The following is a 12,694-nucleotide window of genomic DNA, read 5'->3' on the forward strand; positions in this document are numbered from 1 at the left end:
TTTCACCCGCTGGTTGGCCAGCATGTCCCTGTTAAATTCTAATCCGAAGGGACAATTATTATGGGTACAAGTCTACTTACCAACCAATCCGCTATGAATGCTTTGCAAACATTGCGTTCAATTGGTGATAGTATGGACACAACGCAGCGCCGTGTTTCAACGGGCCTGCGTATTAACGAAGCATCCGACAACACCGCTTATTGGTCAATTTCATCCATGATGAAATCCGACCGTAATGCATTAAGTTCTGTTTCCGATGCGATGGCTTTGGGTAAAAGCCAGATTGATGTTGCTAACGCAACCATTGATAAATCGAAAGATTATCTTGATAACATCCAGAAATCTTTAACCACTGCCTATGAAAAAGGTTCAGGCGATGTTGCAAAGATTCAGGCTGATATCAAAGCCAATATGAATGATATTCAGTCCGCTGTTTATTCGGCATCTTTGGCTGAAAAGAACATTCTCGGTAATGGCGGCGAGTCAGTCCGTATTGCCGGTTCCTATCGTCGTGAAGGCTCGAATGTTTATGTCGATATGATCGACGTTGGTGGTGCCGACCTTAACTTTGCAACAAAACAAGCTGATGGCACATTCGATTTGACCAAAGGCGTCTTGAAAGACGTTTTTGGGAAAGCAGAAACTGCACCGGATTTTGCGAAATTGGACGATGATCTTCAAAAAGCTCAGGCTGCTCTTGCAGCAAAAGGTGATACTGCCACTGACGAAGATAAGAAAGGCGTAACAGATGCTCAAGACGCCATTACTAATGCTGTCAAGGATATGACCGTTCAGGATTTTGTTGATACCGATTTCAGTAAAGTTTCCTCGGCAACGATGGAACAGGTTCTGAAAACTGTTCAGGGCAAAGTTACGAATGCAACATCTAATGTTGTTACTGCCGGTGCAGCTCTTGGTGCTGCGAAAGCTCAGGTTACAGGCCAGATCGACTATGTCAGCAAGTTGATGGATGCCGTTGATAAAGGTGTCGGTTCACTGGTTGATGCCGATATGAATGCAGAATCTGCCCGCCTTGCTTCTTTGCAGGTTCAACAGCAATTGGGCATTCAGGCTTTGTCAATTGCAAACCAGAACAGCCAGAACATCTTGTCGCTGTTCCGTCAATAATAGTAATCATGCTCTTCCGGTTGCAAATGCAACTGGAGTTGCTCTATCAATTTAAAAAGGCCGCGTTTCCGACGCGGCCTTTTCTTTTGCCTTATATTTTTGTGCCCTTTTGTCGAATAATTGGATATTCTTGAAAAGAATATAACAAGATTTATTGTAAAAACATGAATAAAAACAATAATGTAAAGGTTCAGCAGTTGATCGTGAGAACGGTATTTTTTTTATTAATAAAATATTATTTACAAAAAAGCATAAATATAGTATAGATGAGTTGTGACAGGTTAGGGGGGTGAAGAAAACCTGAAATTCTAATAGGCATGATGCCGCTCTGTCACCCGCTGGTTGGCCAGCATGTCCCTGTTAAATTCTAACCCGAAGGGACAACTATTATGGGTACAAGTCTACTTACCAACCAATCCGCTATGAATGCATTGCAAACTCTGCGTTCTATTGGCGATAGTATGGACATAACGCAGCGCCGTGTTTCAACTGGCTTGCGCATTAACGAAGCATCAGACAACACTGCTTATTGGTCAATTTCATCCATGATGAAATCCGACCGTAATGCATTAAGTTCTGTATCCGATGCAATGGCTTTGGGTAAAAGCCAGATTGATGTTGCTAACGCAACCATTGATAAATCGAAAGAATATCTTGATAACATCCAGAAATCTTTGACCACCGCCTACGAAAAAGGTTCAGGCGATATCAAGAAGATTCAGGCTGATATCAAAGCCAATATGAATGATATTCAGTCCGCTGTTTATTCGGCCTCTTTGGCTGAAAAGAACATTCTTGGTAATAATGGTGAGTCAGTCCGTATTGCCGGTTCCTATCGTCGTGAAGGCTCGGCTGTCTATGTCGATATGATTGATGTTGGTGGCAATGAACTCAACTTTGCAACCAAGGGCACTGACGGCACATTCGATTTGAGCCAAGGCCAACTGAAGGACATTTTTGGGCAAGCAGCAACCAAACCGGATTTTGCAGATTTGGAAAGTAAACTTAAAGCGGCTCAGGATGCTGTTACAACTGCAGGTGAGAGTGCCACTCAGGAGCAGAAGGACAAAATAACTGAGGCTCAAAAAAACTTGGATGGTGCTGTCAAGAATATGACAGTAAAGGATTTTGTTGATGCCGATTTCAGTAAAGTTTCCTCGGCAACGATGGAACAGATTTTGAAATCTGTTCAGAGCAAAGTCACGAATGCAACATCTAATGTTGTTACTGCCGGTGCAACACTTGGTGCTGCGAAAGCACAGGTTACAGGCCAGATCGACTATGTCAGCAAGTTGATGGATGCCGTTGATAAAGGTGTCGGTTCACTGGTTGATGCCGATATGAATGCAGAATCTGCCCGCCTTGCTTCTTTGCAGGTTCAACAGCAATTGGGCATTCAGGCTTTGTCAATTGCAAACCAGAACAGCCAGAACATCTTGTCGCTGTTCCGCCAATAATAGTAATCATGCTCTTCCGGTTGCAAATGCAACCGGAGTTGCTCTATTAAATAAACAGGCCGCGTTAGAAACGCGGCCATTTTTATATTTGCCTCATATGTTTTTATGTTTATTGTCGAATAATCAGATATTCTTGAAAAGAATATAACAAAATTTAGTGTAAAAATATGAATAAAAACAATAACGTAAAGGTTCAGCAGTTGATCGTGAGAACGGTATTGTTTTTAATTGGAAAATATTATTTACAACCAGACATATATATAGTATATATAAGACGTGACAGGTTAGGGGGTGAAGAAAACCTGAAATTCTAATAGGCATGATGCCGCTCTGTCACCCGCTGGATGGCCAGCATGTCCCCGTTAAATTCTAACCCCAAGGGACAACTATTATGGGTACAAGTCTACTTACCAACCAATCCGCCATGAATGCTTTGCAAACTCTGCGTTCAATTGGCGATAGTATGGATCAAACGCAGCGCCGTGTTTCAACTGGCTTGCGCATTAACGAAGCATCCGACAACACCGCTTATTGGTCAATTTCATCTATGATGAAATCCGACCGTAATGCATTAAGTTCTGTTTCCGATGCGATGGCTTTGGGTAAAAGCCAGATTGATGTTGCTAACGCAACCATTGATAAATCGAAAGAATATCTTGATAACATTCAGAAATCTTTGACCACTGCCTATCAAAAAGGTTCAGGCGATGTTGCAAAGATTCAGGCTGATATCAAAGCCAATATGAATGATATTGAATCCGCTGTTTATTCGGCCTCTTTGGCTGAAAAGAACATTCTTGGTAATGGCGGTCAGTCGGTACGTATTGCCGGTTCCTATCGTCGTGAAGGTTCGGCTGTTTATGTTGATATGATTGATGTTGGTGGCAATGAACTCAACTTTGCAACCAAGGGCGCTAACGGCACATTCGATTTGTCCGGCGGTGTTTTGAAAGATGTTTTTGGCTCGTATGACACCGGCGCAGCGGATGGTTCCAAGATTTCGGATTTATTAGGCACTATCAAGGACAAGAAAGCGGAGTTAGACGCTGCTAAACCGTCTGATACCGATTATGGTAGTAAAAAAGATGCTTATAACAACGCCGTAACAGCCTTAACTAACGTAGCAGACAAATTGACAGTGAAGGATTTTGCTAACGCTGATTTTAGCAATGTTTCTGCGTCAGGTATGGAGACAATTATCAAAGCTATTCAGAGCAAAGTCACAGGTGCAACGTCTGCTGTTGTTACTGCCGGTGCAACACTTGGTGCTGCGAAAGCACAGGTTACAGGCCAGATCGACTATGTCAGCAAGTTGATGGATGCCGTTGATAAAGGTGTCGGTTCGCTGGTTGATGCCGATATGAATGCAGAATCTGCCCGCCTTGCTTCTTTGCAGGTTCAACAGCAATTGGGCATTCAGGCTTTGTCGATTGCCAACCAGAACAGCCAGAACATCTTGTCGCTGTTCCGTCAATAATAGCAATCATGCTCTTCCGGTTGCAAATTCAACCGGAGTTGCTCTATCAATTAAAAAAGGCCGCGTTTCTAACGCGGCCTTTTTCTTGAATACAATTCTTGCATTCTATTTTTTCTTCCCGGCTATTCTTTGCCGGTGGCATAAGCACTGATTGATTAAAAATTTCTCATCTATTCCGGAATGTAATATCGAGCCTGTTTTGCGATCTATTCATCGTTAAGCTTCAAAAAGAACAGGTAGATCGGAAAACGCAGTCAGAATGACAGGCCTGAATTATTGTGCAACATTGATTTGAGTAATCATCGCATCGACACTTTTAAAACTGTAAGGCATAGAAACAGTTTTTTCCACGGGTTGTGGATAGCGTACATTCGTTTTAGGGTCGACATAGTGGGTCAATTTCATTGCTACAGAACAACGAATAACGTCACCACTCGGGCCAATAGTACGCGGGTCGGTCAAAGTAATTTTTGCCTTCTGCCCATTATAATAGTCGTCAACTCCGATTTCATAGTTCATCCCAATGACCAATTTGTCGTGAAGAGCGTCCAACACGGCTGTTGAACTACAGGTCTTTTTTGAGCCGCCACAGGCAACAAGCGGCAAACACAAAATTGCTGTGAAAAATAAACGGTACATCGATTATCCTTTTTATTTGCAACAATTAACCATCCCCCGATGAAACAACATTACAGTTGCGGCATTGTTTACACTTTTATTGATAGCTGTTTTACACAGGTCAACAAGGTTGACACGTTGTGGGTATCACGTCAATCGGACAGAGACAATAATATTAACCATAAAGTCGCTTTCGAAAAATTGTCGCTTGAACCTTGCCGGATTGATCACCCTCGCGCAAGCTTCAGCTTTTATTGTGCAAAGTAAAGTTAGGGATATATCAGCTTTTGAAGGCTATATCTTTAACGAAAACCAACGGGTTTTTGCCCAATAAATACGGTAAAGATAGATGGATAGAATACTGGCTCTGTTTTCTTCGATTGGCTCGGCTCTTGGCAAATTGGGCGCCAAACGCCTGATTGCGCTTGGTCTCGTCGGAGTTGCATTATTCGGAACGATTCTGTTTTCAAGCTTTTATCTCACCCGCCCGACTTATGAAACACTCTATGTCGGACTAACACGGGATGATGTGAACCGTATGGGCATGGCTTTGGGTGAAGCAGGCATTGCTTTCGACGTTTCTTCTGATGGAACATCCGTTCAGGTGCCGGTTGGACAGGCTGAAAAAGCACGTATGTTTTTGGCTGAAAAAGGTCTGCCGACATCCAACAATGCCGGCTACGAACTTTTTGATAATATGGGTTCGCTTGGCCTTACTTCCTTCATGCAGGAAATCACCCGTCAACGTGCTCTGGAAGGCGAAATTGCTCGCACAATTCAGGCTGTTCAAGGCGTAAAGGCTGCACGTGTCCACATTGTTTTACCCGATAAAGGCTCTTTCCGTCGTGCCAATCAGAAACCTTCTGCTTCTGTTGTTATCCGCACTGATGGCAATTTTGCTACCGAGTCGGCACAATCTATTCGTCAGTTGGTAGCGGCAGCCATTCCGTCCTTGGAAGCAAGTTCGGTTACAGTGCTCGATACCAGTGGCAAATTGTTGGCTTCAGGGACAGATGCCATGAATGGCGCTCCTGTCATGATGGCATCTCTTGAACGTCAGGTTGCTGCCCAGATTGACGAAAATATTCGCAAACAATTGGCTCCTTACCTCGGCATGGATCACTTCCAGACCAGCGTTCAGGTTGCATTGGATACCGACCGCCGCCAGACGAATGAAACGATTTATAATCCGGATTCGCAGGTTGCTCGTTCGGTCCGCAGTGTTCGCGATCAGGGCGACTCCCAGAACAATCGTAATAACGGCGCTGTCGGTGTTGAACAGAATATTCCGCAAGAAGAAATCGGAGGCGGCTCGGGTGAAAACTCTTCCGATAAAAAGGACCGCCGTGAAGAAACAACCAATTACGAAATCAACTCGAAAACAATTTCTACAGTCAGCGACGGTTTCAACGTCAAAAAGCTTGCTGTTGCTGTTGTTATCGACCGGTCACGCTTGAAACCAAGCGACAAAGAAGCTCCCGCACCGGCCAACTATGTTGATGATCAGGTCAACCGCATTCGTCAAATGGTGGCAACAGCTTCGGGGCTCGATCCTGACCGTGGTGATATAATCAATGTAACGGCTGTCGATTTTGTCGCAAATGATGATGAAAATATGCAACCTGTTGCAACACCGATCTGGCAATCTATTTCGAAATATACATCGGGTCTGGTCAATGGAGCAGCCCTTGTCATTGCGGTTTTGCTTATCATGTTCTTAGGTGTACGTCCGCTTATGCGGGAAATGCATGGCAATCAGCTTGCTCTTGCCGGCAGTAACGAAAGTGCATTGGCAGGCCCCGAGAATATGCCTGCTTTGCCGAATGAGGCTAGCAAAAATGAAGGGTTTGATGGTAATATGATACCGGATGAAGATGGCCTACAAGATTTACGCAACCGTATGCGTGTTCCGCCGCAAAATCGGCTTGATCAGATGATTTCTATGGATGAAGACCGTTTTGCAAATGTCTTACGTGAATGGGTACAGGAAGATAATAATAAAGGAACGCCTGCACAAGCAGCTTGATAAAAAAGATACTCTGGTGAAAGACGATGAGTGTAATGGATAACAGCGATACAAAAATGGAAAATAAGAAAGCGACTACGCTTTCCCATTTTTTGAGCGACTTTGCACCACGCCAAATTCCCGACACCGAAGTTGAAGTTTTACCAATGGATGCGGAGGTTCCGTTTCACGAGGAAGCAACGGTTGAAGAAGCCGATCCGATGGTCGATTTCCATCAGGCTGAAAACAATCCGGAAGATACATTTGACGAAGCATCTCTGGTAGCTCAAACCAAAGTCAATGCGGAAGAACTCAGGCAACAAGCAATTGACGAAGCTGTAGAGAAAACCAAGACCGAGCTTGAAACCCGATTTGCTCGGGAAAAAGACGCACTCATACAAGAACATGAAAAGGCTATGAGTGAACTTAAAGACAAGACAATAGCGGAAGTTGCCGCCAATCTTGACGAGAATTTAAAGAACGGCCTTGATAAAATAGTTGAAGATATCAGTAAAGATGTCGCAAAAATTCTGGCAGTCTTTATTGGCGAAAAAATGCATGACGATGCTCTTGCCGATTTTGCCAAACGCATTGCCCGGGAAGCTTTGTCGGCGAAACAACCACTTGTCATTGAAGGTAACAGCGACCTGTTGAAGGCTTTGGAAAAGCGTCCTGATTTCAATAAGATGAAATTTGTTTTAAAGCCGACAGACTCTTCCGATATCCGGCTCGAGCTTGGAGATCAGGTTATTGCGACGCGTCTTGAACCGGTCATGAAAGAATTGAAGGGGCTGGTACAATGAACTCCGACGAGCCCGAAGAACACAATGAAATTATTATAGTCCGTCGCGGTGGACAGGGCGAGGGCGAGCACCATGGCGGCGCCTGGGAAGTTGCCTATGCCGATTTTATGACATCGATGATGGCATTCTTTCTGGTTATGTGGCTGATCAATGCTGCAAATGAAGAAACCAAAGCAGCCGTCGCGAGCTATTTCAATCCTATCAAACTGGTTGACCGTCGTACCAATCCGAAAGGCATTCAGGACAATGATGCGGTGGGCGACAATGACAAGAAATCGGGCAATGAAGCCCACGGCGAACCCGGTGCCAAGGAAAGCAGTGACGACCAATCCAGTGCCGACCAGCAAAAAATGATGAGCGAGCCTTATGAAGAGCTCGACAAGATAGCACAAAAATCGGCAGCAGAAGGCTCTCAAGGGGATGGGGCAGGTGGAAATGCCGAAGGCGGCTCACAAAAAGGAGCAAGCGAAGGAACAGCTTATCGCGATCCATTTTCACCGGATTACTGGACCAAAAATGCTTCGCATGAAATAGCCGAGACCGATGGAGGTCCAAGTCAGAACTCGGGTGGGCGTGATCCAAATCAGCCGAGCCAGCCTGGAGTTGCAATACCGCAACAAGCGGCTAGCGAACCCACTGTTCCCGGAAATGAAGGTAAGCCGGTACAGGCTGCTCAGGAAACCCAGCAAACACCGAAAGATCAGTCTTCCAATGAGAACAAGCCTGAAAATGCTGAAAATGCCGAAGCTCAAAAGAACGGTGAGCAACAGACGGAGACAAATAAAAATGAGCAGACAGGGGAAACAAGCGGCGATTCGGCGCAGGTAGCCGAACCGCAAGTCAATTTCAGCAAGGCCGAAACACCGCAAGACGCTGCCAAGGATAAATCATTGCCGCAGGTTGTTCGTGAAATTTCGGGCGAGTTGAGCAAACTGATCAAGGATACGAAAAGTACGCAACAACCGATGGTTCGGGTTGTCTCGGTCAAGGATGGCGTCGCTATTGAATTGATGGATCAGGCGCATTACGGAATGTTTTCTGTCGGTTCTGCGAAACCGGATAAGAAAGTGGTCGATCTTTTGGCCGGCGTTGCAAAAATTCTGCAAGATAAAAAAGGCGATGTTATTATTGCAGGCCATACAGATTCCCGCCCTTATAGAAATGCCACTTATGACAACTGGCAGTTATCAAGTTCGCGTGCCCAAATGGCTTATTACATGCTGGTGCGTGGCGGGCTTGATGAAAAACGTATTCTCCGCGTTGAGGGCTACGCAGATCGTCAATTGAAAAACAAAGCTGATCCTTATGCGGCAGAAAACCGTCGCATAGAAATATTCATGCGCTTGCCACAAAGTGGAACGGAAGGGAAAGGCGGCGAAGCCAATACGGATAAGGCAGATGACGCAACTAAAGTGGAGAAGAAACAATGACAAATCGTTTCTTTAAAATGATATGTCTTGCCGGTGTGGCATTGCCACTCCTGACATCGACTCCGCTACAAGCCCAGCTTGCCGAATCTTCTTTGGGACCGGTTCAACTTATCCGCTCTCTGGAAAGCCTGCAGGATGACATTGCCAGCGGACAGCCCGGTGCGTTGCAAATGCAGCCGCGTGTTCTTGCCGATATCGGACAAAAATTTTTAAAAGAGGATCCATCGACCTGGGAAAATGCGCAAAATATTTTTGCAGCATTGACCTATCTATTTAATGGTGGAAACCCCGATGTCGTAGAAACTATTCTCAAGAATGCACCGGACGGGATTATTCCGAAGAATTATATTGATGGTGCCCGTGCCTATGCCCACCACAAAAAAAATAGATTTCTAAAAGCTTTTGACGATTTGCCGGAAGATGATTCAGAAATTCCTGCGGCATTGTTACTTTCCATTACTTTAAGCACTGTTGCCGATATGGCCGAGGCGAGTCCGGAAAAAGCATCCGAACGTCTCAACTGGGTAAGATTGGCAGCACCCGGTTCATTGTTTGAAGAAGCAGCGATAAGGCGCCAGATCAAAGTTGCTTCCATGACCGGAGATATCAAGCTTTTACGGCTTCTTACCAGAAATTATGTTACACGTTTCTCAAGATCTCCCTATGCAAATGAATTCTGGCGTGATTTTGCGACAACTTTACCTTCGCTGGATAATCATCTTAATGATCAACAATTAACCGAGTTTGTCAATTTTGCTCCTAAAACAATCCAGTTGGTTATCTATTTGAAGATTAGCCGTACCGCTTTGATAGATGCGCGTATGGCACGCGCCCATTTCGGAGCTGAAAAGGCAATTGATATTGCCCACAGCCTGAATGTCTCGGACGCGTCGGCGCGCCTTTATTATGCAGCAAGTTCGGTAGGTTCGACAGCGGCAGAAGATGCCGGAGCAATGTTGAAAACAATTTCCGTAAACGAATTGCCGGAAAAAGACCGGCCATTGCTGATGGCTGCACAGGCTGTAGCAAAAGGTGTTGTTCTTGATACAAGCATTTTGCCAAAGCAAACTGATAATGATGAAGAAGATGACGATCAATCGGCACTGAAAGAAGCGGTGGGCGTGCCTGTTGATCAGGTCGGTACGAAAACAAATGAGCCTTTACCGACGCCAACAAATACCACTTCGGGGAAAAAAGACGAACAAAAGATTTCAGGCGAAATTGATCAATTTATGCAGCAGACACAAAAGAAAATAGATGATGTAGACAAATTATTGGAGAAAAAATGATGGTAATATCGGGGGAATTTACGAGCATTAATACAAACTTCAATCAAATCAGGACTGATAATAAAAAGTCCCAGCAAATCCCACAGTCGTCACACGAAAGCTTCGGTGACGTCTTGAATAAGGCTGGAGACAATAACAAGTCCGGCTCTTCAAGAGAAGCAGACCGCCAATCGGCAAAGTCAAATTCGGACAAAGCCTTTGCTGATAAGTCTGCAAATGACAAGATTTTAAACGACAAGGCTGCAAACGATAAGATTGCAAACGACAAGCTCGGCTCTTCGAGAGAAGCAGACCGTCAATCGGCAAAGTCAAATTCGGATAAAGCCTTTGCGGATAAAGCTGCAAACGACAAGATTGTAAATGACAAGATTGCAAGCGACAAGGCTGCTGTTGACAAAGCTCTAAACAACAAAACGCATTCTGACCAAAATAAAGTCGTTGATGAAGGTGGCAAGAAAAAGGAAAATGCCAAGCCCTCCGTTCCTGATGGTCATGACGAGTTGAATGATCAGTCGGCTTCATCTGTTCATGACATTCTCGAACAACTGGATACACATAAAAATTTGGCATCGAACGAAAAAAATGGTGCCAAATCCGGTTCAACTGAAGGGGCAGACGACAATCTGGCTTTGACAGTCGGGACAGACTCCCCGAATAAACCGCATTCGCTCAAGCCGAAGGATGGAAAAACAGTCGATGCCGACGGTGAGGAAGATGGTAACGAAAATAATGTCAAAGTGGCATTCGGCCCGTTGCCGACATTGAACCATTCTACCGTCAATCCGGATAATAGTGTCAAAAACGGTGACTCTTTGAATGGTGATAAAAACAATGACGGCAAGCATCAGATAGATGTCAATATCGGGATTGCAGGTTCTTCTGATAAGGCTGGCGATGCTGCTTTGAAAAATACTCGCGACGCTTCGGCTCCGGCTTTAGAGACGAACGAAACTGTTAAAGCCAATGCCGCAATAGAGACCGGTGTCCTTGCAACTGCGGGAACCGGTAAAGTAGCTGGCGCACATAATGGAAATGCCGAACCTTCTGATAACAATAACGTTTCGGTGGCAGATGATGATTTTGTGGACAAATCCGGTCTTACGTTGGAAGATGAAACCGCACCACTTGGCGACAAGAATGCCAACGACTTCAAAACCACTGATGACAAGTCCGGTAATACTATATCGGGCCGCAAACAAAGTAACGCCAAACGCACGCAAGACATTGCAAGCCAGCTATCCAATAATTCGCAACAATTAAATTTCGACGACGCGGCAGATAAAATGCAGGCCGGTCAAACATTGAATATCGGAGATAAAATTGCAACCAACACTGCGAGGGCCGAAAACCAGAATGTACTCGGCCGTATTGCCGGCGTTGAAGTCACCGAAAACAAACAGGTCGGGGATATGCGTGTATTGCGCATACAGTTGAATCCTGAAAATCTTGGTATGGTCGAAGCAAGGTTGCGCAAAACAAATGATGGTCTCCAGATTGAAATTCATGCCGAACGTCAGGAAACGGCACGCCTCCTTGCAGCCGATAATCATGCTCTGCATAAAGCTCTGGAAAAGTCGGGGGTCAGTGATAATGGCCAGCTGTCAATCATGATTGTTGATAAAAGTTCACAAACTGTCCAGCAAGGACAATCAGCCAATTCCGGCCAATCCAACTCTCAGGATAATAGTGGTCAGAATTTTAATGGTCAGCGGCAGTCTGCAGGTCAGCAAGGTCAAGGTGGACATAATGCTTCAAGGCAAACATTCAGCGAGTTTCCTTTCACTGACACGCCTTTGCAGGAAGAAGATTTACGTGTCGAAAATACTCGTCGCGATCCTCGCCGTCTGGTGGTCTAGTCTGACAGTTGTTTTCGAGGCTTCTGCAGGCAATGCCTGTGAAGGAGAAATGATTGAAGCATCCAAACGTTACGATATTCCGCTCGGTATATTGTATGCCGTTGGATTGACTGAAACAGGCAACAAAGACTCACTCCAGCCTTATGCGCTCAATATTGATGGAAAGGCAGTATTTGCACAAAGTGAGTCGCAGGCTCTGAAGATTTTTTACGAGGCAAAACGTCGCGGAGCGAAACTCATTGACGTTGGTTGCATGCAAATTAACCACTATTATCACGGAGAGCGTTTTCCATCTGTGGCAGCAATGTTCCAGCCACATCTCAACGTAGATTATGCCGCGCGTTTCCTTAAAGAACTGAAGGAACGGGAAGGTAGCTGGACCATGGCAGTGGCACGTTACCATGCCGGCCCGAATAATAATCCGGCACAAAAACGATATGTCTGTCAGGTCATCGCCAATATGATCGCTTCCGGGTTCGGTAAATGGACGCAAGCTTCGCGCCAGTTTTGTCGTGGAGAACTGTAGGTGACGTTTTAATAAGCATGGTTAAATTTTATAGTTAACATGCTGGTATCTGACTAACTGTTTGAAAATCAATGATTTTCATACGAAAAATGACGGTTTGAAATA

10 protein-coding genes are annotated in these 12,694 nt (G+C 45.0%); 9 read left to right on the forward strand and 1 reads right to left on the reverse strand.

Features of this window, described 5'->3' with window-relative positions; translation table 11 throughout:
- Window positions 1-60 precede the first annotated feature (60 nt).
- The 3 genes from H3S83_RS03950 (at window position 61) to H3S83_RS03960 (ending at window position 4,062) form a co-directional block, all read left to right on the forward strand.
- Window positions 61-1,128 (forward strand): flagellin, encoded by a 1,068-nt coding sequence (locus H3S83_RS03950; protein ID WP_198238978.1) that lies wholly within the window; start codon window positions 61-63, stop codon window positions 1,126-1,128.
- Between the two features lie 389 nt (window positions 1,129-1,517).
- On the forward strand, window positions 1,518-2,585 hold the full coding sequence (locus H3S83_RS03955) for a flagellin (RefSeq protein WP_198237701.1): 1,068 nt from the start codon (window positions 1,518-1,520) through the stop codon (window positions 2,583-2,585).
- 391 nt (window positions 2,586-2,976) lie between these two features.
- Window positions 2,977-4,062: a flagellin gene (locus H3S83_RS03960; protein WP_198237702.1), complete on the forward strand. Its 1,086-nt coding sequence runs from the start codon at window positions 2,977-2,979 to the stop codon at window positions 4,060-4,062.
- Between the two features lie 273 nt (window positions 4,063-4,335).
- On the opposite strand, the gene H3S83_RS03965 is transcribed toward H3S83_RS03960, so the two are convergent.
- Window positions 4,336-4,701 carry a hypothetical protein gene (locus tag H3S83_RS03965; RefSeq protein WP_077970523.1) on the reverse strand — a complete coding sequence of 122 codons (366 nt, stop codon included), beginning with the start codon at window positions 4,699-4,701 and terminating at the stop codon, window positions 4,336-4,338.
- A 328-nt stretch (window positions 4,702-5,029) separates the two neighbouring features.
- On the opposite strand from H3S83_RS03965, the gene fliF reads away from it, so the two are divergent.
- The 6 genes from fliF to H3S83_RS03995 all read left to right on the forward strand — a co-directional run bounded on the left by fliF (window position 5,030) and on the right by H3S83_RS03995 (window position 12,589).
- Complete coding sequence (gene fliF, locus H3S83_RS03970; protein ID WP_077970524.1) at window positions 5,030-6,706, forward strand: flagellar basal-body MS-ring/collar protein FliF; 1,677 nt, start codon at window positions 5,030-5,032, stop codon at window positions 6,704-6,706.
- A 26-nt stretch (window positions 6,707-6,732) separates the two neighbouring features.
- On the forward strand, window positions 6,733-7,488 hold the full coding sequence (locus H3S83_RS03975) for a hypothetical protein (RefSeq protein ID WP_198238979.1): 756 nt from the start codon (window positions 6,733-6,735) through the stop codon (window positions 7,486-7,488).
- The gene (locus H3S83_RS03980) at window positions 7,485-8,918 is read left to right on the forward strand and encodes a MotB family protein (protein WP_198238980.1); all 1,434 of its coding nucleotides are present in this window, start codon (window positions 7,485-7,487) and stop codon (window positions 8,916-8,918) included. Before H3S83_RS03975 ends, H3S83_RS03980 begins: the two co-directional genes overlap by 4 nt.
- The gene (locus H3S83_RS03985; RefSeq protein ID WP_198238981.1) at window positions 8,915-10,207 is read left to right on the forward strand and encodes a chemotaxis protein; all 1,293 of its coding nucleotides are present in this window, start codon (window positions 8,915-8,917) and stop codon (window positions 10,205-10,207) included. The genes H3S83_RS03980 and H3S83_RS03985 overlap by 4 nt, the downstream gene beginning before the upstream one ends.
- A 113-nt stretch (window positions 10,208-10,320) precedes the next feature.
- Window positions 10,321-12,063: a flagellar hook-length control protein FliK gene (locus H3S83_RS03990; protein ID WP_198238982.1), complete on the forward strand. Its 1,743-nt coding sequence runs from the start codon at window positions 10,321-10,323 to the stop codon at window positions 12,061-12,063.
- Complete coding sequence (locus tag H3S83_RS03995) at window positions 12,020-12,589, forward strand: transglycosylase SLT domain-containing protein (RefSeq protein ID WP_370541330.1); 570 nt, start codon at window positions 12,020-12,022, stop codon at window positions 12,587-12,589. Before H3S83_RS03990 ends, H3S83_RS03995 begins: the two co-directional genes overlap by 44 nt.
- The last annotated feature ends 105 nt before the right edge of the window (window positions 12,590-12,694 follow it).

Source organism: Bartonella sp. W8122 (assembly GCF_016102485.1).
Classification (GTDB): Bacteria; Pseudomonadota; Alphaproteobacteria; order Rhizobiales; family Rhizobiaceae; genus Bartonella; species Bartonella apihabitans.

What these genes read in the sequence shown, in the direction of transcription:
- H3S83_RS03950 (WP_198238978.1), top strand. Translation starts at nt 61, where the DNA reads ATGGGTACAAGTCTACTTACCAACCAATCCGCTATGAATGCTTTGCAA.
- H3S83_RS03955 (WP_198237701.1), top strand. Translation starts at nt 1,518, where the DNA reads ATGGGTACAAGTCTACTTACCAACCAATCCGCTATGAATGCATTGCAA.
- H3S83_RS03960 (WP_198237702.1), top strand. Translation starts at nt 2,977, where the DNA reads ATGGGTACAAGTCTACTTACCAACCAATCCGCCATGAATGCTTTGCAA.
- H3S83_RS03965 (WP_077970523.1), bottom strand. Translation starts at nt 4,701, where the DNA reads ATGTACCGTTTATTTTTCACAGCAATTTTGTGTTTGCCGCTTGTTGCC.
- fliF (WP_077970524.1), top strand. Translation starts at nt 5,030, where the DNA reads ATGGATAGAATACTGGCTCTGTTTTCTTCGATTGGCTCGGCTCTTGGC.
- H3S83_RS03975 (WP_198238979.1), top strand. Translation starts at nt 6,733, where the DNA reads ATGAGTGTAATGGATAACAGCGATACAAAAATGGAAAATAAGAAAGCG.
- H3S83_RS03980 (WP_198238980.1), top strand. Translation starts at nt 7,485, where the DNA reads ATGAACTCCGACGAGCCCGAAGAACACAATGAAATTATTATAGTCCGT.
- H3S83_RS03985 (WP_198238981.1), top strand. Translation starts at nt 8,915, where the DNA reads ATGACAAATCGTTTCTTTAAAATGATATGTCTTGCCGGTGTGGCATTG.